The following is a 22849-nucleotide window of genomic DNA, read 5'->3' as shown; positions in this document are numbered from 1 at the left end:
GGGCTCATGTTCGACTTCGTCACCCGCGGCGGCCTCTCGGCGGCCCACCTCGAGGAAGGCGTCCGCCGCGCCCTCGACCTGCCGAGGTGAAGCATGGAGCACGCAGCCCTGGAATGCCTCGCCGCCGCCGTCGCCTGGGGCACCGCCGCGGTCGCGCTCCCGGGCTCGATCATGCCCGGCCCCACCGACATCGATCTCGGCGCCGTCGAGGTCACATCGACCCCGGACCCCGGCCGGGCCCTGCGCTGAGCACCAGAAGGAGCACCACATGTCCGAGCTGATCACCGCCGACCTGGTCGACCTCGACCTCCGCGGCGCCGACCGCCACGAGGCGACCGCGGCCCTCGCCGGCCGCCTCGCCGCCGCCGGACGCGTCACCGACACCGAGGGCTTCCTCGCCGACGTGCGCGCCCGCGAAGCGCAGATGCCGACCGGCATCGAAGGCGGCATCGGCATCCCGCACGCCCGCAGCGCCCACGTCACCGCGCCGAGCCTCGCCTTCGGGCGCTCCGAGGCCGGCATCGACTTCGGCGCCGACGACGGCCCCGCCGACCTCGTCTTCCTCATCGCCGCACCCGAAGGCGGCGGCTCCGAGCACATGACCATCCTCGCGTCCCTGGCGCGCAGACTCGTCCACCGGGACTTCACGACCGCGCTGCGCGACGCGCCCGACGCCGCCGCGGCCGCAGCCCTCATCAACAGCGCCCTCGCCTAGCGGGCCCGCATCACGAAGAAGGTGCACGAACAATGAAGCTCGTCGCAGTCACCTCATGCCCCACCGGCATCGCCCACACCTACATGGCCGCCGAAGCCCTCGAGCAGGCCGCCAAGGACGCCGGGCACGAGATCCACGTCGAGACGCAGGGCGCCGCCGGCGCCGAAGCGCTCGACCCCGCCGACATCGCCCGAGCCGACGCGGTCATCTTCGCCGCCGACGTCGACGTCCGCGACAAGGACCGCTTCGCCGGCAAACCGCTCGTCTCCGGCCCCGTCAAGCGCGGCATCAACCACGCCGCCGACATGGTCGCCGAAGCCGTCGCACAGGCCGAGGCCGCGCCCGCCGGACCGGCAGCCGCCGCGGCGCCCGCCGCCCCGGCCGGACCCAGGCTCGGACCCGGCGGGAAGCTCCGCCTCTGGCTCATGACCGGCGTGTCCTACATGCTCCCGTTCGTGGCCGCCGGCGGCATCCTCATCGCCCTCGCGTTCGTCATCGGCGGCGCCGAGATCGCCAACGTCGTCAACGGCGGCGAATTCCAGGGCACCACCTACGAGGCCATCACCGACCCGACGCAGATCCTCGGCCAGGCCGGCATCGCCGGGCTCATGTTCGCCATCGGCGGGCTCGCGTTCTCCATGCTCGTGCCGATCCTCGCCGGGTTCATCGCCTTCGGCATGGCCGACCGCATGGGCATCGCGCCCGGCGTCGTCGGCGGCCTCATCGCCGTCAACGTCGGCGCGGGCTTCCTCGGCGGCCTCGCCGCCGGCCTCATCGCCGGCGCGATCGTCATGGCGCTCAAGCTCATCAAGGCCAACCAGGCGTTCGCGGGCATCATGCGGATCGTCATCATCCCGCTCGTGGGCGTCTTCGCCGTCGGCTTCATCATGCTCGTCCTCATCGGACAGCCGATCGCCGACGCCCAGGCCTGGCTCACCGACTGGCTCGCCGGGCTCTCCGGCGTCAACGCGGTCCTCCTGGGCGTCATCCTCGGCGCCATGATGGGCTTCGACCTCGGCGGCCCGGTCAACAAGGTCGCGTACCTGTTCGGCGTCGGCGCCCTCGCCAGCGGCGACTTCACCGTCATGGCCGCCGTCATGGCCGCGGGCATGGTCCCGCCGCTCGGCCTCGCACTCGCGAGCGTGGTGCGGCCCAAGCTGTTCACGCAGGCCGAACGCCAGTCCGGGAAGGCCGCCTGGCTCCTCGGGGCCTTCTTCATCACCGAAGGCGCGATCCCGTTCGCCGCGGCCGACCCGCTCCGCGTCATCCCGTCCACCATGGTCGGCGGCGCCGTCGCGGGAGCCGTCTCCATGGCCTTCGGGGCGAGCCTGCGCGCCCCGCACGGCGGCATCTGGGTCATCCCGCTCATCGGCGACCCGGGCGGCTTCATCGTCGCCCTGCTCGCCGGCACCGTCGCGACCGGCCTGTGCGCGGTCGCCCTCAAAACCGCCTGGAAGTCGAAGGCCGCCCAGGCCGTCGACGACTCGGCCCTGGTCACCATCTAGCCAACGGGGAAGCACATGTCCGAACGCACCGTCGTCATCGGCTCCAGCGTGGGCCTCCACGCCCGGCCCGCCGCACTGTTCGTGCAGGCCGCCGCCGCGCAGCCGGTCCCGGTCACCATCGGCAAACCCGGCGGGGAGCCCGTGGACGCCCGATCGATCCTGTCGGTTCTCGGCCTGGACGCCAAGGGCGGCGAGGAGGTCGTCCTCCGCGCCGACGGCGAGGGCGCCGAAGCGGCCCTCGACGCCCTCGAAACGGTCCTCGCCACCGACCACGACGCCTAACCGACCGCGATGACCGCACGAGGGGAGCGACCATGAACGTCGAGCTGACCGGTATCGGAGTGAGCCCCGGAGTGGCGACCGCGCCCGTCGCGCGCCTCGCCGCCCCGCCCGAACTCGGGGCCGACACCGGACCCGAACCCGACCCCGACGCGGCGCTCGCCTCGGCGAAGGCCGCCCTCGAAGCGGTCGCCGCCGACCTCGAAGCCCGCGCCTCGCGCGCCGAGGGACCGGCCGGGGACGTCCTGTTCGCCCAGTCGATGATGCCGCGCGACCCGGCGCTGGCCGACCGGGTCGCGAAGGCCCTCGCCGAGGGCCGCTCGGCCCCGCACGCGGTCGCCGCGGCGTTCGCGTCGTTCCGGGCCGCCCTGGAGGCCGCCGGCGGCTATCTCGCCGAGCGGGCCGCCGACCTCGACGACCTGCGCGACCGGACCGTCGCGACCCTGCTCGGGCTGCCGATGCCCGGCGTGCCGGACCCGGGCCACCCGTTCGTCCTGGTCGCACGCGACCTCGCACCGGCCGACACGGCCGCGCTCGACCCCGCGCAGGCCGTCGCGGTCGTGACCGAGCAGGGCGGTCCCACCAGCCATACCGCGATCCTCGCGAAGTCCATGGGGCTGCCCGCGGTCGTCGCGTGCCCGGACGCCGCGTCCCTCGAGGACGGTGTCACGGTCCTGGTGGACGGCCGCGCCGGCACGGTCGCCGTCGATCCCGGCCCCGAGCGGGTGCGGCGGGCCTTGGAGGGGGAGGCCCGCCGCACCGAGGCCCTGTCGGGCAGCCGCGGACCCGGCCGCACCGCCGACGGCCGGGCCGTGCAGCTGCTGGTGAACCTCGGCTCCCCGGCCGATCTCGCCGCGGCCGCCGAGGCCGACTGCGAAGGCGTGGGCCTGTTCCGCACCGAGTTCCTCTTCCTCGATCGCGCGACCGCACCCGCGGTGGAGGAGCAGACCGAGGTGTACGCGCAGGTCTTCGCGTCCTTCACCGGACGCAGAGTGGTGGTGCGCACGCTCGACGCCGGCGCCGACAAGCCGCTCGCGTTCGTCGACCACGGCCAGGAGCCGAACCCGGCGCTCGGCGTCCGCGGCATCCGCTTGGCGCGCAGCGCGGCCGGCGCCGCGCTCCTGGAGGACCAGCTCGCCGCGATCGGCGCCGCGGCCGCCGCGACCGACGCCGACGTGTGGGTCATGGCCCCGATGGTCGCGACCCCGGGCGAGGCCCGCGCGTTCGCCGCGCGCTGCCGCGACCACGGCCTGGACACCGCCGGCGCCATGATCGAGGTCCCGGCCGCGGCCCTGCGCGCCTCGCGCATCCTCGACGAATGCGACTTCGCGAGCCTGGGCACCAACGACCTCGGCCAGTACACGCTCGCGGCCGACCGCATGAACGGCGCGCTCGCCGAGCTCCTGGACCCGTGGCAGCCGGCCCTGCTCGACCTGGTCGGTCTCGCCGCCGAGGCCGGCCGCGAGTCCGGCAAGCCCGTCGGCGTGTGCGGTGAGGCCGCCGGCGACCCGCTGCTCGCGTGCGTCCTGGTCGGATTGGGCGCCACGAGCCTGTCGATGGCGCCGTCGGCGATCGCGGCGGTGCGGGCCGAGCTCGCCACGCGCACCTACGAGGAGTGCGCTGCGCTCGCGGCCACCGCGATCGGCGCCGACGACGCGCGCGAGGCCCGCCGGAGGGTCGCCGCCTGACGGCGAAGCGGCCGGACCGCGGCGCCCGCGGCCCGGCCGCCGCCCGGGCGCTGCGTACCGGGCCGGGAATCCCATGCTTGTCCTGCGCGCCTAAGGAACGGTCGTCATCCGGCCCGTTCGCCCGCTCACCGTCAGTGCCTCCAGATTGAGCACCGCCGGCGAACGAACGGACTCGGATACCGCCTCGCTCTGCTTCACGGGACCGCTCTATCCCAGGCCCGCCTGCGGCCCGGCCCCGGCCCTCACGAGCGCGGGGACGTCCTCGGCGTCGTCGAGCGTGTAGGAGTACGGGATCGCGCCGACGCCGGTGCCGGTGCTCTCGACCGGCCCGCAGCCGACGTAGACGTTCCCGCGCTCGACCACGTTCCCGGCGGGGGAGTCGGCGTAGCCGACGGCGATGGGCCGCGGCACGCCTTGGAAGTAGTTCCCTTCCACGAGCACGCCGGCCTCCACGGTGGAGGCGACTCCGTAGACCTCGTTGCCGTCGAAGTAGTTGTTGAACACGTGCACGGGGTTGCCGTAGCGGACCCGCGGGTTTCGTTCGGCGCTGCCGTCGAACCAGTTGTGGTGGTAGGTCACCCGCAGGTTGCCGCGGTCGGCGGTGTTGTCGTCGTCGTGGCCCAGCAGCATGTTCTTGTCGTGGTTCGTGATGTTCCACGAGATGGTGACGTAGTCGGACTCGTGCTTGACGTCGACCGAGCCGTCGGCGCCGCTCGCGTTGCCGTTGAAGCGGTTGTGGTCGACCCAGATGTGGTGGGCCGCGCCCTCGACCTCGATGGCGTCGCTCGGCCAGGCCTCGAAGGTGAGGTTGCGGACGATGATGTTGCTGTAGCCGCTGCTGATGTTGAGGCCGCCGCCGCGCAGGCCCGATCCGGTGCCCACGCCGATGACGGTCTTGTCGGAGTGGACGTCGTTCATCTCGTCGGGCATGGTGATCATGCCCTGCACGCGGATGACCAGGGGCTCGTCCTCCTCCAGGAGGTCGACGAGGGTCGCGGCGTCGGAGACGGTGACGGTCCGCCCGCCCGCGCCGCCGGTGGTGCCGCCGGCCATGGCGGCCCAGCCGATCGGCCCGGTCCCCGGCTGCGGCGGCGGGGTGGTCTCGGTCGGAGGCGCGCCGGTCTCGACGTCGATGAAGTCGATGTTGGCCAGGCCGGCCGCGGTCGTCGCGGTGAGCCTGAGGGTGTTCGCGCCGGCGTCGAGCCGGACCTCCACTGCGGCGGTGGCCCAGGTGTTCCAGGCGCCGGTGGCCCCGAACGCGTGCGCGGACACCGCGGAGCCGTTGACGACGACGTTCGCGCCGCGGCCGGCGGACGTGCCGTTGGCGTACCGGATGCCAACGGTGGCCGTCCCCGCCGCGGCGGCGTTCACGGTGAACTGCGCGTATGCGCCGGTCGCGTTGCGGCTGTTGCAGAAGCCGCTGCCGGAGTATCCGGAGTGGTTCGCGTCGATCGTGCCGTCGCATGCGGCGGGGGCGGTCTCGGCCTCGTGCCGGACCGGGGCGGCCTGCGCGGTTCCGAGCGCCACGAGCGTCGCGGCGGTCACGACCAGGCCGGTGAGCCCTCCCACGATCGCCGCCCGCAGCCTTCCTCGGGTTGCCATGTCCTGCTCCTCTCCTTTGAGGACATCAACGAACATCGATATCGTATCGATGCCGGAGGACTTGTGCAACCGGTTGCACTGGGTCGTTGCACCGGAGGGGGCGGCCGGCGGCCGCCCCCTCCTACCAGCGGTGGTGGACCAGCGGACGGATCAGGTCGTCGTAGACCTTCCGGACCTCGGCGTGGAGGTCCTCGCCCAGCGGCGCGGCCGCCGCCGCGGCGGCGTTGGCCTCGGCCTGCGCCGCGTTCCGGGCACCGGGGATGACGACGGTGACGCCGGGCTGGTCGAGGATCCAGCGCAACGCGAACTGGGCCATGGTGAGCCCGGCGGGCACGAGCGGCCGCAGGCGCTCCACCGCCTCCAGGCCCGTCGCGTAGTCGACGCCCGCGAACGTCTCGCCGACGTCGAACGCCTCGCCCCGGCGGTTGTAGTTGCGGTGGTCGTCGGGAGCGAACTCGGTCCCGGCGGTGTACCTGCCCGACAGCAGACCCGACGCCAGGGGCACGCGCGCGATGATGCCCACCCCGGCCTCCGCGGCCGCCGGGAGCACGCGCTCGAGCGGCTTCTGGCGGAACGGGTTCAGGATGATCTGCACCGACGCCACCCCCGGCCGCGCGATCGCGGCCAGCGCCTCGTCACAGGTCTCCACACTCACCCCGTAGTGCGCGATCCGCCCGTCCGCGACCATCGCGTCGAGCACCGCGAACACCTCGTCGTCGCCGTACACGCTCGTCGGCGGGCAGTGGAGCTGCACCAGGTCGAGCGGCGTCATGTCCAGCCGCGCCCGCGAGTCGTCGTTCCACGCCAGGAAGTTCGCCTCGCTGTAGTTGGCGTGCACCTGCTCGGCGCGCCGGCCCATCTTCGTCGCGACGACGACCTCCGGGTGCGCCTTGCGGAACGCGCCCACGATCCGCTCGGACCTGCCGTCGCCGTAGACGTCCGCCGTGTCGTAGAACGTCACGCCCGCGGCGGCCGCGGCCTCCAGGGCCGCCTCGGCGTCGGCCTCGCTCACCTCGCTCCAGTCCGCGCCGATCTGCCAGGCGCCGAACCCGACGACGCCCACGCTCCTACCGGTCCTGCCCAGTACCCGTGCTTCCATGCGATCCACCCCTCGAACTCGCGGCCGAAACTGCGGCAGAGCATATCCGGCCCGGGTAGCATTCAGTCCCAGCCGGGCGCGAACCGGCGGCCACCCCTTCATCTAACCCATTTACAAAGTGGCCGCTCCGTCGTAGCATTCAGGCCATGAAGTCCACCTCGCGCGATATCCGCCTGCGCAACTGCTTCGCAGTCCTGCGGCACCTCATCGCGGACGCCCCGACCTCCCGCCAGATCCTCGCCCGCGAGACCGACCTCTCCGTCGCGACGGTATCCAACCTGGTCACCGATCTCATCGAACTCGGGGTCGTCGTGGAAGTCGGCCGAGAGGACTCCGGCGGCGGACGCCCCCGCGCCCTCCTCGCCCCCAACGCCGCCGGCGGCGTCATGATCGGCGTCGACGTCGCCGAGACCTACGTCCAGCTCGAGGCCTACGACCTCGCCCTCACCGTCGTCGACCGCGTCGAAGAGCGCATGGAAGTCAGCGAGAACAGCCCCGACCAGGTCATCGGCCACATCGCCTCGGCCATGGACCAGGTCCGCGGCCGCCTGGGCGACCGCGCCGTCCTCGGCGTCGGCGTCAGCCTCCCCGGCCAGGTCGACGTCGCCTGGGGCGTCTCCGGATTCGCCCCCAACTGGAACTGGCACGACGTCCCCTTCCGCCGGCTCCTCACCGAGCGCCTCGAACTCGACGTCCCCGTCTACCTCGACAACCCGCTCAAGACCATCACCGTGGGCGAGCTCTGGTTCGGCGACGGCCGCGGCGTCGACCGCCTCGCCGTCCTCATCCTCGGCACCGGCGTCGGCGCCGGCCTCGCCTTCGGCGGCCAGCTCTACCGCGGCGCCACCAACTCCGCCGGGGAGTGGGGCCACACCACCATCAACCCCGCCGGCCCTGAATGCCGCTGCGGCGCAAAAGGATGCATCGAGTCCTATGTCGGCGCGCCCGCGATCCTGCGGCAGTGGGCCGCGCTCGGCGGCCGCCCCGACACCGGATCCCAGACCGAGGCCATGGCCGCGCTGGCGGCCGCCTGGGAGGCCGGGGAGCCCTCGGCGGTGCGCACGGTCGAGACCGTGGCCGAGTCCCTGGCCGCGGGGGTGGCGAACCTGCTCAACCTCGTCAACCCCGACCTGGTGGTCTTCGACGGCTGGGTCACCGCAGCCCTCGGCGACGCACTCGTGCCGGAGTTCGAGCGCCGCCTCGCCGCCCACGCCATGGAGGCCCCGCTCAAGGCCGCGCGGCTCAAGCGGAACACCGAGGAGCGCAACATGGTCGCGCTCGGCGCCGCCGCCCTCGCCCTCGAAGGCCACCTGAACCGCCTGAACACGGTCGGCTCCCGCAGCCGCCGCTGACCCGGCGGTTCGTTTCCGGACCCGGCGGCCGCACCGGCCGCGCGACCTCCAGCGCCCCGCGCACCACCGCCGCAGGGCGCCATCAAGGCTGCACGCTGCGACAACGCGCCGAGCGGTGCGCTGCCGACTCCGTGAACGCTCCCATCTCCTCTGCGCGCAAATCGTTACCACGAGGCTTGTTTCAACCCATTGACAAAGTGAGTGGCGCTCGTAACACTAGGAGGCGAATCGACGGGTGTTGATTCCCCGCTGCGTCACCCGCACCCGGGTCGCACGGGAGCCCTTCACCTCTCAACGTAGCGAGGAGCTAAGAGATGGTTGCCTCACGCAACAACGGTCATTCGAAGAAAGCGTTCGCCGAGTTCATGCTGAATCGCCGGCGCATGCTCGCGCTCGGCGGCATGGCCGCCGGCGCCGGCACCCTTGCCGCCTGCGGTGACAACACCGGACGCGAAGAGCAAGGCGACGGGGTCTCCCTGTTGCAGTGGTACCACGAGTACGGCGAGGCCGGCACCCAGGAAGCGGCCAAGGGCTACGCCGCCGACTACCCCGACGCCAACGTGACCGTCGAGTGGATCCCCGGCGACTACGACGCCGCGCTGTCCTCGGGCCTGCTCACCGACGACGCCCCCGACGTGTTCGAGAGCCACCTCAACCGCGGCATGGTCGAGGCCGGCCAGATCGTGCCCCTCGACGACCTCATCGCCGACGTCATCGACGACATCCCCGAAGGCGACCTGATCCGCAACACGATCGACGGCACCGTCTACGGCATCAACATGATCGACGACCCGCAGTACATCGTCTACCGCCCCAGCCTTTTCGAGGCCGCCGGCATCACCGCGCCGCCGACCACCTTCGACGAACTCATCGACATCGCGACCGAACTGACCACCGCCGACGTCAAGGGCATCGACTTCGGCGCGGCCGGCGGCACCGACCGGCTCGGCCAGCACATGATCAACAGCCTCGGCCTGTCGTTCATCGGCGCCGACATGCAGGCCGGATTCAACGACCCGCGCATGGCCGAAGGCGCCGAGGCGGTCAAGCGGCTCAACGACTCCGGCGCGCTCCTGCTCGGCGCGCCCACGGACTGGTGGGACCCCTCCTCGATGATCCAGGGCCTCACCGCCATGTCCTGGACCGGCCTGTGGACCATGCCCGCGCTCATCGAGAACCTCGGCGACGACATCGGCATCTTCCCGTGCCCCGGCTTCGTCGGCGGCACCCCCACGGTCTACAACGGCGGCTGGGCCACGTTCGTCAACGCCAACAGCAAGAACGTCGACGCCGCCAAGGCCTTCACGAAGTGGCTGTGGGTCGACAACACCGAGGCCATCCTCGACTGGTGCCTCAGCTACGGCTTCCACATCCCCTCGCGGCTCTCCCTGCGCGCGGAGGCCGACCAGCTCACCTCCGGCCCGGCCGCCGAGGCCGTGGCCATCTCCGAGGAGTACGGCTGGGCCGACAACCCCGACTGGACCCCGGCGATGAACACCGCCGTCAACGACATGATGAGCAACATCGCCATCGAGGGCAACGACCCCGAAGCGGAACTGGCCAAGGCCGTCGAGACGGTCAACTCCGAACTCGACGGCATCTTCGGGTAGGGCACCGACATGGCCGTCACCGACAAGACGGCCGATCCGGCTCCGGCGGCAGCGGGGACGTCACGACGCCCCCGCCGCCGCCGAACGCTCGGCGGCCGCAACCTCGCCTTCTGCTACTTCGTCGGGCCGTTCCTGCTCGGCCTCATCATCTTCACGTACATCCCGGTCGGCTGGTCCGCCTACCTGTCGCTCTTCGACGCGCGCAACACCGTGACCCCGACGGCGGACGACTTCGTCGGCATCGACAACTACGCCGAGATGCTCACCAACCCGGACTTCCGGCGGAGCCTCATCACCTTCACGGTCTTCGCGGCGATCATCGTGCCGATCACCTTCGCCTCCTCGCTCGGGCTCGCCCTGGCGGTCAACAGGGTCCGGCTGGCGCGGGCGTTCTTCCGCTCGGTGTTCTTCCTGCCCTTCGCCTGCTCGTACGTGGTGGCGTCCCTGGTGTGGAAGATGTCGATCTTCGCCGGCGTGCGCTACGGCATGGCCAACACCGTGCTCGGATGGTTCGGGATCGAGGACATCCCGTGGCTGTTCGGGAACGACCCGCCGTGGTTCTGGCTCGTCATCGCCACGCTCCGGCTGTGGATCCAGTGCGGCTTCTACATGATCCTGTTCATCGCGGCGCTCCAGCAGATCCCCGAGCACCTCTACGAGGCCGCCTACGTCGACGGCGCCAAGCCCGGCTGGCAGACGTTCTGGCACATCACCCTGCCGCAGCTCCGGGCCTCCTCGGTGGCGGTGCTGATGCTGGTCCTCATCGCGGCCTACCAGGCATTCGACGAGTTCTGGAACCTGCTGCCGAACTCCGGGAACGTGCCCTACGCCCGGACGCCGCTGGTCTACCTGTTCCACACCTCGCTGGGAACGAGCCAGGACCTCGGCCGCGGCTCGGCCGGGGCGCTCATCCTGGCGCTGCTCATCGCGATCGTGACCCTCTTCCAGGGCAAGATCCTCGGCTTCGGCAAACCGGAAGGACGGTGACCGACATGGTGTCCACGCAGAACCGGCCGCGGCCGGTCGGCTACAAGCCCGGCGTCGGCTCGCGCGCCTCGCGCGTCGCCAACTTCGTCGGGCTGTGCCTGCTCGCGCTGGTCTTCCTGATCCCGTTCTACCTGATCGTGCGGAACGCGCTGTCCACCACTGAGGACATCACGGCGCCGGGGTGGATGTGGTTCCCCTCCGAGATCCAGTGGGGCAACTTCACCGAGCTGTTCAACGACGAGAAGGTGCCCATGGCGCGGAGTCTGCTGAACTCCGCCATGGTCTCCGTGCTCACCACCGCCGGCACGCTGTTCCTGTGCACGACCGCCGGCTACGGCCTCGCCCGCATCCCCTACCGCCACGCCGACAAGGTGTTCTACGCGATCCTGGCCACGCTGATGGTGCCCAGCGCGATCACGTTCCTGCCCAGCTTCGTGATGGTCTCCAGCCTCGGCTGGGTCTCGGACCTGCGGGGCCTGATCATCCCGACGCTGTTCAACGGGTTCGTGGCGTTCCTGTGCCGGCAGTACTTCCTGAGCTTCCCCCGGGAACTCGAGGAGGCCGCCAGGGTGGACGGCCTGGGATACTGGGGCTCCTTCTGGCGCATCGTGATCCCGAACTCGAAGGGCTTCCTCGCCGCGATCGCGGTGATCACCTTCGTGACGTCCTGGAACTCGTTCCTGTGGCCGCTGGTCATCGGCCGCTCGTCCGACTCGTGGACCGTCCAGGTCGCGCTCTCGACGTTCCTGACCTCGCAGACGGTGAATCTGCCCCAATTGTTCATGGCGGCCGCCGTGGCGATCCTGCCGCTGGTGTTCGTCTTCCTGTTCCTGCAGCGGTTCCTGGTCCAGGGGGTCGCGCAAACGGGACTCAAGGGTTGAGGAAAGAGGATCGCCTTCCTCTATTCACGACAATCGAACATGTTAATGTGAGCTGCACTTCGGTCAGCGAGCCCAACCGGCTGCGGGATTCCTCCCGCAGCCGTGCGTTTTGACCGGTGCCCCCTTTTCCCTTACCGCAAGGAGTTCTGCCCACATGCCCGAATTGAAGACCCGCGGCCCGTTCGCCGTCTGGATCCTGAACCTCCCGACCATCGGCATCTACTCCCTCGTGTGGTTCGCGAAGATCACCGCCGAAGTCAAGGCCGTGAACCCGAACGGCGAGAAGAACGTCGCCCCGGCCGCCATGGTCTGGTCGATCCTCATCGGAGCCTTGACCCTGTTCATCTGGCCGATCGTCAACTGGTTCAAGTTCTGCGCCTCGATCCGCCAGGAGCAGGAGGCCGCCGGCCTCACGCCCACCTTCTCGACCGGCCTCGCCACCCTGTTCGTCTTCCTGGCGAGCACCCACGTCTGCTACGTCCAGTCGCAGCAGAACCTGGTCGTGGCCGCCGTCAAGGCCCGCCAGCCCGTCGCGGCCTGAGGACTCCGGCGGGACGGGTCCGCCCGGACCCGTCCCGCCGGGGCCCGGTTTCGTCGGTTCCCGAGCCCCCGGCCCCGGCCGGGGGCTTCGCCGTTGCACTGGGCGCCATGTGACATGTGATATGCCACCGGTACTGCGGGCCCCCCGCTGCAACCCTGCCCCAAGGCTCCGACATCGCGGCCGAGGTGAAGAGTTCTCGGGTCTGCCACAGACCCCCGGCGTCCGGGGCCCGGACGTTCAGGGCCGGGTTAACCTTGCCGTCGTGGACCTGACCGAATACGTGCCCGTCGTCCCGGACTTCCCCGAGCCCGGGGTCGGCTTCCGCGACATCACGCCGCTGCTCGCCGCCCCCGACGCGTTCCGGGCGTCGATCGACCGCCTCCTGGAAGCGGTCGAGGCGCACCCGTACGACTCGATCGCCGCGTTCGACGCCCGCGGGTTCCTGTGGGCCGCGCCGCTCGCCGACCGCACAGGCAAGCCGCTCCTGCCGATCCGCAAGGCCGGCAAGCTGCCCCGCGAAGCCGCCGTCGAGACCTACCGCGGCGAGTACGCCGAGGTCCGCGTCGAACTCCACTCCGACGCCGTCAAGGACGGCGACCGGGTCCTGCTCGTCGACGACGTCATCGCCACCGGCGAATCCATGGCCGCCGGCGTGCGCCTCGTGGAGGGCCTCGGCGGCACCGTCGCCGCCTGCGCCGCCCTCCTCGAGATCGCCTCCCTCTCCGGCCGCGACCGGCTCGAGGGCTACCCGGTGATCTCGCTCCTCGGCAAGCTCTGACCCTCAACGCACCCGCCCTGCCGGTGCTCGACGGCACGCGCTGCGCCTCCTGAGACCGCAAAACGCGCGCAACTTTCATGTTGCGCGCGTTCTGTCGTACCCCTCGGGCAGGGTTGCAGCGGGGGGCCCGTGATACCGGTGGTACATCACATGTCACACGGCACCGGTGCCCCGGCCTTCAGCCCAGCAGCTTCTCGATGTTCGCCGGGTCCGCCAGCGCCGACCCCATGCCGATCACCGAGGCGCCGGCCTTCCGGTAGGCCTCGACCTCGTCCGGGCCGACGCCGCCGGTCGCCACGTACTTGACGTCCGGGAACGGCCCGGCCATCGCCTTGAACCAGTCCTTGCCCAGCGACGACGCCGGGAACACCTTCACCCAGGTGCATCCCAGCTCACGCGAGAGGCCGACCTCGCTCGCCGTCGCCACGCCCGGCAGGTGCGGCAGGCCCGCCGCGTGCGAAGCGGCCAGCACGGCCGGGTTCAGACCCGGGGCGATCGTGTAGGCCGCGCCGGCCGCGGCCGCGCGCTCCACGTGGGCGACCGAGACGACCGTGCCGGCGCCGACCAGGTGCCCGCGCGGTCCGGCGGCCTTGACCGCCGCCGCGAGCGCCTCCTCCTGGCCCGGCTGCCCGATCGGCACCTCGACCAGGTCGATCCCGGCGTCCCACAGGCGCTCGGAGAGCGCCACGGTCTCGTCGGCGGGCAGGCCCCGCCAGATCGCCATCACGCGCTGATCGGCGAAGAGGCGGTCGAAGAATGCGCCTTGGTCAAGGGTCACTGTTCCTCCAGGATGGCTCGAACGGTCTCGGGTGCGGGCGGGGGCGCGAGGTCCCCGACGGTCTGGAGGGCGCCGGCGGCGAGCCGGTGGCCCAGGCGCATCGACGCCTCGAGCGAGGCGTCCCGCAGGCGGCCGTAGAGGAATCCGGCCGCGAACGCGTCGCCGGCGCCGACCGGCTCGACCACGTCGACCGGTTCGGCGGGGGAGTAGCGCCGCTCCCCGCCGGCGAAGGCGGTGACGCCGTTCCCGCCGTCCTTGACGACGAGCACGCCCGCGTCCGGCACGTGCTCGCGCACGTCCTCGGCGGTCGCGGCGCCCCACAGGGTCTGCGCCTCGTCGAGGCCGACGAACGCGATGTCGGCGGCCCCCGCGAGCCGCGCCAGCACCGGCCCGGCCTCCTCGACCGGCCACAGCGCCGGGCGGTAGTTCACGTCGAAGCTCACCGTCGCCGCCCCCAGCGCCCGGTCCACGAGCAGCTCCTCGATCAGGGCCGCGCACGAGGCCGACAGCGCCGGGGTGATCCCCGACAGGTGCAGGATCCGCGGCGGCGCGATCCCCGCCAGGTGCCCGGGCCCCATCGTCGAGGCCGCCGAGCCGCGCCGGTAGTAGTGGACGACGGTGCCCTCGGGGCCCGGGTCCTTGAAGTACACGCCCGTCGGCCGCGCCGGGTCGGTCGCGACGCCCGAGCAGTCGACGCCCGCCGCCTCCAGGACGTCCCGGATGCGCTGCCCGAACGGGTCGTCGCCGACCTTGCCGTGCCAGGCGGCGTGCGCCCCCAGCCGCGCGAGCGCGACGGCGACGTTCGATTCGGCGCCGGCCACGCCGGCGTGCAGCTCGGCGGCCGTGCGCAGGGGTCCGGCGGTGGTCGGCGCGAACACGCACATCGACTCGCCGAGGCACAGGACGTCCAACAGGGGCTCCTTCGTCCGCGGTCCGCCGCGGTCGGGATCGGGGTCGCCTTAGCCTACCGAGTGGAAAGCGCATTCTGACAGGCGCGGTGGGCCGCCGCCTCGCGTAGACTGGGACGACCGGCTCTCGCAGTGGGGGCGAACATGGTCGACGTGCGCCTGGTCAAGCTCTTCGCCTGGGTCATCGGGGTGCTGGTGCTGCTCTGGATACTCGCGGAGTGCCTCGGCGGCGCCGACGAGGCCGACCCGGGCAACCCGGACTTCGAACGCGACTCGGAGCAGTACGCCGCCGACTGCGACCGCACCTGGGAGGCCCTCGACCTCGTCGGGCAGGCCGACGCCCAGAGCCTCGACGCCGTCGTGGACGAGATGGAGGCCCTCGGCAACCGGATCGAGGACACCGAGCTCAAGGCCATGGCCGCCTCCTACGCCCGGGAGGTCCAGGACATCGTCGCCGCCACCGCCCCCGAGGACCTCGAGGCGGCCCGCACCCGGTTCCAGGACTCGGCCGCGTTCGACCTCGCCCTGCGCTGCCCGGTCACCTGACCCGCCGCCGGCGCAGGTATTGACAGTGTTCGAATTTATCGCTAACTTCTACACGTTCGAACATCCTTCTGTCCGAAGGATGTCGAGTCGACCTCAATGTGGAGGGCCACCGCCGGCGCGAGCGCCGGCCGCCCGGTGACGCCGGCCCTCCCGCGGACCTTGCTCTGGGGTTGACGGGGCGGGCCCGGACGGAGCCGCCGCGCCGCGGGCGACCGCGGAGCGGCACGACGGGCGGACCCGCCCCGTTCCTATCGTGAACCCCCCAAACCACCCCATAACCATTCGCGCGTTTGGGTTCGGGCCCCCGCTTGTGGCAAAATGGCACGTCTGCCTTCCCACCGTAGGAGCCTCGTTGCCACCCAGCGAACTGCACGCCACCTTCCTGCCCGACCACGCCTCCCCGGCCGACGGGCGGCTCCTGTTCTTCGGCGGCGCGCGACCCGAGGCCGCGGTGGCCGAACTCGGACTGCCCCCGGGCGACCCCGTCGCCGCCGAGCTCTACCTCGGCGGCGAGCTCCGCGAGGTCGAAGGCGTCGCGATGCCCGTCCGCCCCGTCCTGCCCGCGCTCACCCGCATCGCCTCCCGCCCCGACATCACCGAGTCGGTCGCGATCTGGGCCCGGATCGCCAACGCCGTCGACGACGACAAGTTCGACGACCTCGACCGGATCGCCGGCGAGCTCCCCGCCGAAGGCCACTGCGCCCCCCACTCCGAAGGCCACGTCTGGACCGCCAAGGCCCTCGTGGGCGCCTTCGTCGAGTCCTACACCGAACTCCTGCGCTCCGACTCCGGCCTCAACCTCCGCCTCATCACCGCCCAGCACTCCGACCCCGGCGACGTCCGCGTCAACGCCGACCTCCGCCGCTACCAGTCCCACGGCATCGCCTGGCTCGAAGCCGCCGCCGACGGCGGCGCCGGCGTCATCCTCGCCGACGACATGGGCCTGGGCAAGACCCTCCAGTCCATCGGCCTGCTCGTGCGCCGCGCCGGCAACGCCCCCCACCTGGTCGTCTGCCCCACCTCCCTCGTCGGCAACTGGCAGCGCGAGATCGCCCGCTTCGCACCGCAGCTCTCCGTCCACCTCCACCACGGCCCGGCCCGCACCAAGTCCCCGGCACCGCTCGCCGATGCCGACGTCGTGGTCACCTCCTACTCGATCGCGCTGCGCGACATCCGGCTCCTGCGCGCCATCGGCTGGGACACCATCGTCATCGACGAGGCCCAGGCCATCAAGAACCACCGCTCCCGCACCGCCGGCGCCGTCCGCGACCTCACCGGCCGCGTCCGCGTCGCCCTCACCGGCACCCCCGTCGAGAACCACCTCGCCGAGCTGTGGTCGATCTCCGAGTTCGTCAACCCCGGGCTCCTCGGCATCCAGGCCGACTTCAAACGCCGCTTCGCCGACCCCATCGAGATCGGCCGCGACCCCGTCGCCGCCGCCACCCTCCGCGCCCGCATCGACCCGGTCGTCCTGCGCCGCATGAAAGAAGACGTCGCCGCCGACCTGCCGCCCAAGATCGAGTCCGTCGTCGCCTGCACCATGACCGACGAACAGGCCGGGCTCTACCGCGAGGCCATCCGCGAAGCGTTCGACGAGGGCCTCGGCGACGGCATCACCCGCCGCGGCCGCGTCCTGAAGCTCCTCACCCGCCTCAAGCAGATCTGCAACCACCCCGCCCAGTACGTCGGCGTGGGCGACGGCGGCCTCGCCGAGCGCTCGGGCAAACTCGACCGCGTCACCGAGATGCTCACCGAGGTCGTCGACGAGGGCGACAAGACCCTCGTCTTCACCCAGTACCGGCAGATGGGCGAACTCCTCTCCCGCCACCTCGAAGCCGAGCTCGGCGTCGCCGCCCCCTTCCTCCACGGCGGCCTCGACCAGCCCGCCCGCGACAAGCTCGTCGACCACTTCCAGACCGTCGAGGGCCCCGCGATCCTCCTGGTCTCCCTGCGCGCCGGCGGCACCGGCCTCAACCTCACCGGCGCCTCCCACGTCGTCCACTACGACCGCTGGTGGAACCCCGCCGTCGAGGACCAGGCCACCGACCGCGCCCACCGCATCGGCCAGACCCAGACCGTCCACGTCCACAAGCTCGTCACCGCCGGCTCCCTCGAAGAGCGCGTCGACGAACTCCTCGCCCGCAAACGCGCCATCGCCGAGGCCGTCGTCGGCTCCGGCGAGGACTGGCTCGGCGAACTCGACGACTCCCAACTGCGCAAGCTCATCGAACTCGACGACGAAGGGGGCCACCTGTGAGCGACCCGTACGGCCGGACCTGGTGGGGACGCAAATGGTGGCGGGCCTTGGAGACCATCGGCCTCAACTACCCCGACCAGCGCATCGTCAAGGGCCGCGCCCTCGCCGGGCACGGCGCCGTCACCGGCCTGTCCATCGAACCGGGCCTGGTCTCCGGGACCGTCGCCGACGCCGGCCGCACCTACGACGCCGAGATCCGCATCCCCGTCTACAACGCCTCCGCGTGGACCGCCGGCATGACCGCCCTGTCCCTGTCGCCCTCGTGCGTGGCCGGGCTTCTCGCCGGCCGCCTGCCCAAGCGCATCGACGACGTCCTCGCCGAGGCCGGGATGCGCCTGCTGCCCAAGAAGTTCGTCACCGAAGAGCACAACCGGATCACCACCTCCTGCGGCTGCGCCGACAGCCGGGAAGTCTGCGCCCACATCATGGCGCTGGCGCTCGTCAGCGCCGCCAGGATGGACGACGACCCGTGGCTGGTCCTGCTCGTGCGCGGCGGCCCCACCCGGGACCTCGCCGGGCGCCTGCGCGCCGCACGGGTCGCGAGCATGGAGGCCGCGCAACCGGTCGCGTGAGGCGGCCGCCAGCGTTCTCATCATTTCTTGAACCGGACGACATGGGGAGTTGAGCTTCCGCCCATAGCGTCCGGCCATGCCGAACCAGCGCATCGACGGCGGCCTCGCGCGCCTGCACCGCCGCACCCTCCTGCGCCTCACCGTCCCCGTCGCGGTCGCCGCGGCCGGAGCGGCGGCGCTCGCGGCCGTCGGGGACGGCGGCACCGGCGCCGCCGACACCGCTACGCCCGCAACCGAACCCGGCGGCCTCGGCGGCGGCACCGCCACCCGCGGCGCGGCCGCGGACACCACGTACGCCGACCTCCTCGCCTCCCGACTCGCCGAACGCATCGACGCGCACCTGGCCGACACCGGCACGAGCGCCGACGTCTCCGTGGCCGCCTCCCGCGGCCCGGTCCGGATCGCCTACGAACCCGACCTCCGACACGACACCGCCTCCATCGTGAAGACCCAGCTCCTCGTCATGGCCCTGCGCCACCACGGCTCGGTCGACGACGCCCCGGACGAGCGGCTGCGGCCGATGATCACCGCCTCCGACAACAGCGCCGCCACCGCCGTCTACCGCGACCTCGGCGGCGCCGACGCCCTCGCGCAGGCGTGCGCCGACTACGGCATGACCGGTACCGAACCCCGCCAGGACGCCTGGGGCCTCACCGACACCACCGCCCCCGACCAGCTCACCCTGCTCGGACACGCCCTCTACGAGGGCCTTCTCGACGCGGACCAGGTCGCCTACGCCCGCGAGCTCATGTCCTCGGTCGTCGCCTCCCAGGACTGGGGCGTCTCCGCCGCCGCGGCCGACGGCGAGACCGTCTGGCTCAAGAACGGCTGGGACACCCGCACCGCCCTCGGCGGCCGCTGGGTCGTCAACACGACCGGCATCCTCGCCGGAGACACCGACACCCCGACCCGCCTGGCGGTCCTCACCAGCGGCACCGGCTCGCAGTCCGAAGGCGTCGCGCTGGTGGAGTCCCTCGCAGCCCTGGCCAGGTCCACACTCGACGGCGAATGAGCCCGGGCGACGGCGGAACCGAGTTGTAGCGATACATGGATGGCTGCGGGCCGGCTGTCATCCATTCCCGCGCACACCGCGACCGAAATGGGTCGATGGAGTGTCGACGGGACACCGCGAGCCCGATCCGGCTCCAGAGACCGCTCAGACTTGCGACCGGTGATGCAGAACATCACCGGTGATGCGTTGTATCGCTACAATTTCACGACTCCATCTCTTGCCTCGGATCATCCGCGCCGCCTATCCTGGATTTCGTATTGACGTATGTCGAAACATTAAAGTCAGTGGGCGCGGGCGGAGCACCGCCGTGCCCGCCGTCCCGACAGGAGAGTCCCATGCGCAGTCCAGTTCTCAACCGGTCCGGACCGAGGCGCCTCGCGCTGGTCGTGCTGACGGCCCTCGCCGCGGTGATCGCGGGCCTGGTCGTCGCCAGGCCGGCGTCCGCGCAGGAGAACCCCTACGAACGGGGCCCGGATCCGACCGTCCAGAGTGTCGCGGCGCAGCGCGGCACGTTCGCGACCGCGTCGGTGAACGTCGGCGCGGGCCACGGTTTCAAGTCGGGCGTGATCTACTACCCGACCGACACCGGCCAGGGCACGTTCGGCGCGATCGCGGTCGTTCCCGGCTACACCGCCACCTGGGCCGCCGAGGGCGCGTGGATGGGCCACTGGCTCGCCTCGTTCGGCTTCGTGGTGATCGGCATCGACACCAACTCCACGACCGACTGGGACGACGCCCGCGGCGCGCAGCTCCTCGCGGCCCTGGACTACCTCACCGGGCAGTCCCCGGTGCGCGACCGCGTGGACCCGAACCGGCTCGGAGTCATGGGCCACTCCATGGGCGGGGGCGGTGCGATCAACGCCGCCATGAACCGGCCGAGTCTGCAGGCGGCGATCCCGTTCGCCCCGGCCTCGTTCTCCCAGAACATGTCCAACGTCCACGTGCCCACGATGATCATGGGCGCCCGCGACGACGGCACCGTCACCCACTCCGCGCTCACCACCCTCTACAACTCCAAGCCGGCGACGACCGAGGCCGCCTACGTCTCGCTCACCGGCGGCGGCCACGGATTCTCGACCTGGGGCAACACCGAGGTCACCCGCCGCGTGATCCCCTGGCTGAAGATCTGGATCGACAACGACACCCGTTACACCCGGTTCATGTGCCCGGCCCTGGCCGACACGACCGGCGTCGCGAGCTACAGCCACACCTGCGGGTTCGAGCCCGGCGGGACGGGCGAACCGACCGAGGGCGGCCAGATCCTCGGCGCCGCCTCGAACCGGTGCATCGACGTCCCCGGCACGACGAACGGAACGCAGGCGCAGCTGTGGGACTGCTCCGCCCAGCGGTCGGGCCAGACCTGGATCCGCACCACCGCGGGAGAGCTGCGTGTCAATGGGAAGTGCCTGGACGCCGAGGGGGCGGGAACCGTCGACGGCACCAGGGCGATCGTCTGGGACTGCCATGGCGGCGCCAACCAGCGCTGGAACGTCAACGCCGACGGGACCATCACCAACGCCCAGTCGGGCAAGTGCCTCGACGCCGACAGCCGCGGCACCGCCAACGGCACCCGGATCATCCTCTGGACCTGCAACGGCGGCACCAACCAACGCTGGGCCCTCCGCTAGGGACCGGATCGCAGCCGACTGGGGACGACCGGGCCGGGGCGCCGGAATGGCTCGGCGCCCCGGCCCGGCTCGTCGTCGAAGGACACCGGCTTCCGATGAGGAGCCCGCCAGGATTCGAGCGCCTGCATTGCGCGAGAACCGGACGCGAGGCCGCGAGACACACCGGAGTCCGATCAGGTTCGGGCCGCTAGACCCGCTCGAGCGACTCGGCCAGCGCCTCGTAGGTTCCGCCGAGTTCGCGCAGGGCCTTCGCGGCCGCGTCGGTGCGGCCGGCCGTGAGGTCGAACTGGAGTCCACCGACCAGCCGGGCCTGTCCGACGGCGATCGCCGCGGCCTCGCCGGCGCCCGCGTCCGCCAGGCAGGCGCCCGCGTCGCCGAGGCGCCGCGCGCCCACCTGGATCGCGAAGTGCAGCAGGTGATCCCTGACCTTGCCGGTGAGTCCGTCCTCGACCATGTCCGCCAACCGCTCGGCCGCGGCCCGGTTCGCAAGGGTCCCTGCCGAGACCGGGAACCCGTGCTCGCCGCGCAGCCATGCGGCCCAGGTCGGGATGCTCGACCGGATCGCGTCGAGCGCACTCACGTCGCGGTTCCGGCGGAAGCCGCGGCGCGAGGTGTACGACTGCCCGTACAGGAGCGTCTCGGTCCGCCACGCGGCCGTGAACTGCTCGACCGGCAGCGTCGCGAAGGGATACCCGGCCGGGTCGTGGAACCGGACCAGGTCGCCTTCCACCGCGAGCACCACCACGTAGTGGTCGGCCTCCCAGGGCGTCCCGCGTCCGGGAGCGTGGGTCAGCAGGCCCATCTCGACCGGCCCCACGAGGAGCGGATCGGCCGGTCCGGCGGTCCGCAGTCGCGCCGCGGCCGCCTCCGGCGTCCCGCCCGCCTCGCGGACGCACTCGAAGCCGAGGGCGGCGCAGGCGGTGTCGAGCGCGATGTCGCCGTCCCATCCGGCCGGGTCGAAGAACGGGGTCGTGCCGTCGAAGAGCTGCATCCCGAACGGCGAGCCGGTGAGAACCTCGATGACGCCCGGCCCCGGCGAGGCGGGACCGAGCGCCATAGAGAGCGAATTGGCGTAGCAGTACGAGCCGGAGCCGGTGTAGGGCAGGAACATCGATGCCTCCGTGAGGGATGGGAACGGTTCTGCCGACGCTACGTTTTTCAATTTTTCAGGGCAATGGGGTGAAATTCGGATCACATGGCGGTTGATTACGGGGTGGAGGCCCTGGGCACTCGGCCGTCATCGAAGCTGGGAGGGTCCGCGGTGCGGGTATTGACACTGAACGTCCTGGCGCTCGAGCACGCGGGCGGCGAGGAGCGGCATGCGGCGCTCGCGGCCGACCTGCCCGGTCTGGGCGCCGATGTGGTGGCCTTGCAGGAGGTGACCAGATCCGCGGGCCGCGATCAGGCCCGCGAGCTGCTCGGCGTGGATTACTCCATCGTGGACCACCTCGGATTCTCGGCGGACGGCGTGGGGGCGTGCCTGGCGAGCCGCTGGCCCGTCAGGCCGCTCGGTTCGACCTCGTTCGCAGCGCTCTGCGCCCCAGGCGGGCTCTCGTGGGCCGGTGCCGTCGCGGTGGAGGTGATCGCTCCGCCGCCGCTCGGGCGGGTCGTGGTGGTGCATCACAAGCCGAGCTGGCAGCTCGACCGCGAGCGCGAGCGCGAACGGCAGGCCGTCGCGGCGTCCGGCTTCATCGACGAGGTCACGCGCGGCCTGGGCGAGGTGCCGGTGGTCGTGCTCGGCGATTTCGACGCCGCACCCGACGCCGCGAGCCTGCGGTTCTGGACCGGCCTCCAATCGCTCGACGGGGTGAGCGTGCGCTACGAGAGCGCCTGGGACGCCGTGCACCCGGGCGAGCCGGGGTTCACCTTCAGCCCGGCCAACCCGCTGGTCCGCGCCGGCGAGATGCCGCTTGAGCGGGGACGGCGCATCGACCAGGTGCTGGTGCGCTGCGGTGCGCACGGTCCCGCACTCGAGGTGGTCGACTGCCGCCTCGTCTTCGACGCTCCCCGTGACGGCGTCTGGATCAGCGACCACTTCGGGGTCGTGGCGGACCTGGAGCGACCCGCGCGTGCGCCCGGCGATCGGGCCTGTTCCCAGGGCGGTCGGTGAC

General features: G+C 71.8%; 20 protein-coding genes and 1 pseudogene. 16 read left to right on the top strand and 5 right to left on the bottom strand.

The features are described 5' to 3' along the window. Positions 1–93 precede the first annotated feature (93 nt). From GFD30_RS01690 to ptsP, 4 genes and pseudogenes are all read left to right on the top strand, one after another. On the top strand, positions 94–249 hold the full coding sequence (locus GFD30_RS01690) for a hypothetical protein (protein WP_227995707.1): 156 nt from the start codon (positions 94–96) through the stop codon (positions 247–249). 19 nt (positions 250–268) lie between these two features. Further along, positions 269–2220, top strand: a pseudogene (locus GFD30_RS01680) (PTS fructose transporter subunit IIABC). Between the two features lie 15 nt (positions 2221–2235). Further along, complete coding sequence (locus GFD30_RS01675; protein ID WP_153023458.1) at positions 2236–2502, top strand: HPr family phosphocarrier protein; 267 nt, start codon at positions 2236–2238, stop codon at positions 2500–2502. 32 nt (positions 2503–2534) lie between these two features. Further along, positions 2535–4187 (top strand): phosphoenolpyruvate--protein phosphotransferase, encoded by a 1653-nt coding sequence (ptsP, locus tag GFD30_RS01670; protein ID WP_153023457.1) that lies wholly within the window; start codon positions 2535–2537, stop codon positions 4185–4187. Positions 4188–4394: 207 nt separating this feature from the next. Here the strand turns inward: ptsP and GFD30_RS01665 are convergent, their stop codons facing one another. Together GFD30_RS01665 and GFD30_RS01660 are read right to left on the bottom strand one after the other, a co-directional pair. Beyond that, the gene (locus tag GFD30_RS01665; protein ID WP_153023456.1) at positions 4395–5789 is read right to left on the bottom strand and encodes a pectate lyase family protein; all 1395 of its coding nucleotides are present in this window, start codon (positions 5787–5789) and stop codon (positions 4395–4397) included. Between the two features lie 121 nt (positions 5790–5910). Continuing rightward, complete coding sequence (locus tag GFD30_RS01660; RefSeq protein ID WP_153023455.1) at positions 5911–6888, bottom strand: aldo/keto reductase; 978 nt, start codon at positions 6886–6888, stop codon at positions 5911–5913. Between the two features lie 146 nt (positions 6889–7034). Between GFD30_RS01660 and GFD30_RS01655 the strand changes: the two genes are divergently transcribed. From GFD30_RS01655 to GFD30_RS01630, 6 genes are all read left to right on the top strand, one after another. Continuing rightward, positions 7035–8240 (top strand): ROK family transcriptional regulator, encoded by a 1206-nt coding sequence (locus GFD30_RS01655; protein WP_153023454.1) that lies wholly within the window; start codon positions 7035–7037, stop codon positions 8238–8240. A 314-nt stretch (positions 8241–8554) separates the two neighbouring features. Continuing rightward, positions 8555–9850 (top strand): ABC transporter substrate-binding protein, encoded by a 1296-nt coding sequence (locus tag GFD30_RS01650; protein ID WP_227995706.1) that lies wholly within the window; start codon positions 8555–8557, stop codon positions 9848–9850. A gap of 9 nt (positions 9851–9859) precedes the next feature. Beyond that, positions 9860–10837, top strand: a complete 978-nt coding sequence (locus GFD30_RS01645) for a carbohydrate ABC transporter permease (protein WP_153023453.1) — start codon at positions 9860–9862, stop codon at positions 10835–10837. 5 nt (positions 10838–10842) lie between these two features. Beyond that, positions 10843–11718, top strand: coding sequence for a carbohydrate ABC transporter permease (locus GFD30_RS01640; protein WP_153023452.1), 876 nt, complete (start codon positions 10843–10845; stop codon positions 11716–11718). A 154-nt stretch (positions 11719–11872) separates the two neighbouring features. Continuing rightward, on the top strand, positions 11873–12259 hold the full coding sequence (locus tag GFD30_RS01635; protein WP_153023451.1) for a DUF4234 domain-containing protein: 387 nt from the start codon (positions 11873–11875) through the stop codon (positions 12257–12259). Positions 12260–12521: 262 nt separating this feature from the next. Continuing rightward, entirely contained in the window at positions 12522–13037 is a 516-nt protein-coding gene (locus GFD30_RS01630) for an adenine phosphoribosyltransferase (RefSeq protein WP_322632827.1), read from the top strand. Between the two features lie 178 nt (positions 13038–13215). Here the strand turns inward: GFD30_RS01630 and GFD30_RS01625 are convergent, their stop codons facing one another. Both GFD30_RS01625 and GFD30_RS01620 read right to left on the bottom strand, forming a co-directional pair. Beyond that, positions 13216–13815 carry a bifunctional 4-hydroxy-2-oxoglutarate aldolase/2-dehydro-3-deoxy-phosphogluconate aldolase gene (locus tag GFD30_RS01625; RefSeq protein ID WP_322632826.1) on the bottom strand — a complete coding sequence of 200 codons (600 nt, stop codon included), beginning with the start codon at positions 13813–13815 and terminating at the stop codon, positions 13216–13218. After that, positions 13812–14726: a sugar kinase gene (locus tag GFD30_RS01620; RefSeq protein ID WP_227995705.1), complete on the bottom strand. Its 915-nt coding sequence runs from the start codon at positions 14724–14726 to the stop codon at positions 13812–13814. The genes GFD30_RS01625 and GFD30_RS01620 overlap by 4 nt, the downstream gene beginning before the upstream one ends. Positions 14727–14867: 141 nt before the next feature. Between GFD30_RS01620 and GFD30_RS01615 the strand changes: the two genes are divergently transcribed. From GFD30_RS01615 to GFD30_RS01595, 5 genes are all read left to right on the top strand, one after another. Beyond that, the gene (locus GFD30_RS01615) at positions 14868–15269 is read left to right on the top strand and encodes a hypothetical protein (protein ID WP_153023449.1); all 402 of its coding nucleotides are present in this window, start codon (positions 14868–14870) and stop codon (positions 15267–15269) included. Positions 15270–15621: 352 nt separating this feature from the next. Next, on the top strand, positions 15622–17526 hold the full coding sequence (locus tag GFD30_RS01610; protein ID WP_227995704.1) for a DEAD/DEAH box helicase: 1905 nt from the start codon (positions 15622–15624) through the stop codon (positions 17524–17526). Further along, complete coding sequence (locus GFD30_RS01605) at positions 17523–18098, top strand: SWIM zinc finger family protein (RefSeq protein ID WP_153023448.1); 576 nt, start codon at positions 17523–17525, stop codon at positions 18096–18098. The genes GFD30_RS01610 and GFD30_RS01605 overlap by 4 nt, the downstream gene beginning before the upstream one ends. Positions 18099–18174: 76 nt before the next feature. Further along, positions 18175–19110, top strand: coding sequence for a serine hydrolase (locus tag GFD30_RS01600; protein ID WP_153023447.1), 936 nt, complete (start codon positions 18175–18177; stop codon positions 19108–19110). Positions 19111–19445: 335 nt separating this feature from the next. Beyond that, the gene (locus tag GFD30_RS01595; protein WP_153023446.1) at positions 19446–20738 is read left to right on the top strand and encodes a poly(ethylene terephthalate) hydrolase family protein; all 1293 of its coding nucleotides are present in this window, start codon (positions 19446–19448) and stop codon (positions 20736–20738) included. A 187-nt stretch (positions 20739–20925) separates the two neighbouring features. Here the strand turns inward: GFD30_RS01595 and GFD30_RS01590 are convergent, their stop codons facing one another. Next, positions 20926–21849, bottom strand: a complete 924-nt coding sequence (locus tag GFD30_RS01590) for a hypothetical protein (RefSeq protein WP_153023445.1) — start codon at positions 21847–21849, stop codon at positions 20926–20928. Between the two features lie 84 nt (positions 21850–21933). On the opposite strand from GFD30_RS01590, the gene GFD30_RS01585 reads away from it, so the two are divergent. Further along, positions 21934–22848, top strand: a complete 915-nt coding sequence (locus GFD30_RS01585) for an endonuclease/exonuclease/phosphatase family protein (RefSeq protein ID WP_153023444.1) — start codon at positions 21934–21936, stop codon at positions 22846–22848. The last annotated feature ends 1 nt before the right edge of the window (position 22849 follow it).

The sequence above is a fragment of the Glycomyces albidus genome, assembly GCF_009451885.1.
Taxonomy (GTDB): domain Bacteria; phylum Actinomycetota; class Actinomycetes; order Mycobacteriales; family Micromonosporaceae; genus Glycomyces; species Glycomyces albidus.
The sequence above is the reverse complement of the archived record's forward strand: the minus strand, read 5'-3'. Positions and strand labels throughout refer to the sequence as shown.

Excerpts from the sequence above, each read along its gene's own strand:
- GFD30_RS01585 (WP_153023444.1), top strand. The coding sequence starts at position 21,934 with ATGGCGGTTGATTACGGGGTGGAGGCCCTGGGCACTCGGCCGTCATCG.
- GFD30_RS01655 (WP_153023454.1), top strand. The coding sequence starts at position 7,035 with ATGAAGTCCACCTCGCGCGATATCCGCCTGCGCAACTGCTTCGCAGTC.
- GFD30_RS01595 (WP_153023446.1), top strand. The coding sequence starts at position 19,446 with ATGCGCAGTCCAGTTCTCAACCGGTCCGGACCGAGGCGCCTCGCGCTG.
- GFD30_RS01590 (WP_153023445.1), bottom strand. The coding sequence starts at position 21,849 with ATGTTCCTGCCCTACACCGGCTCCGGCTCGTACTGCTACGCCAATTCG.
- GFD30_RS01635 (WP_153023451.1), top strand. The coding sequence starts at position 11,873 with ATGCCCGAATTGAAGACCCGCGGCCCGTTCGCCGTCTGGATCCTGAAC.
- ptsP (WP_153023457.1), top strand. The coding sequence starts at position 2,535 with ATGAACGTCGAGCTGACCGGTATCGGAGTGAGCCCCGGAGTGGCGACC.
- GFD30_RS01600 (WP_153023447.1), top strand. The coding sequence starts at position 18,175 with ATGCCGAACCAGCGCATCGACGGCGGCCTCGCGCGCCTGCACCGCCGC.
- GFD30_RS01640 (WP_153023452.1), top strand. The coding sequence starts at position 10,843 with ATGGTGTCCACGCAGAACCGGCCGCGGCCGGTCGGCTACAAGCCCGGC.
- GFD30_RS01650 (WP_227995706.1), top strand. The coding sequence starts at position 8,555 with ATGGTTGCCTCACGCAACAACGGTCATTCGAAGAAAGCGTTCGCCGAG.
- GFD30_RS01615 (WP_153023449.1), top strand. The coding sequence starts at position 14,868 with ATGGTCGACGTGCGCCTGGTCAAGCTCTTCGCCTGGGTCATCGGGGTG.
- GFD30_RS01675 (WP_153023458.1), top strand. The coding sequence starts at position 2,236 with ATGTCCGAACGCACCGTCGTCATCGGCTCCAGCGTGGGCCTCCACGCC.
- GFD30_RS01690 (WP_227995707.1), top strand. The coding sequence starts at position 94 with ATGGAGCACGCAGCCCTGGAATGCCTCGCCGCCGCCGTCGCCTGGGGC.
- GFD30_RS01645 (WP_153023453.1), top strand. The coding sequence starts at position 9,860 with ATGGCCGTCACCGACAAGACGGCCGATCCGGCTCCGGCGGCAGCGGGG.
- GFD30_RS01660 (WP_153023455.1), bottom strand. The coding sequence starts at position 6,888 with ATGGAAGCACGGGTACTGGGCAGGACCGGTAGGAGCGTGGGCGTCGTC.
- GFD30_RS01665 (WP_153023456.1), bottom strand. The coding sequence starts at position 5,789 with ATGGCAACCCGAGGAAGGCTGCGGGCGGCGATCGTGGGAGGGCTCACC.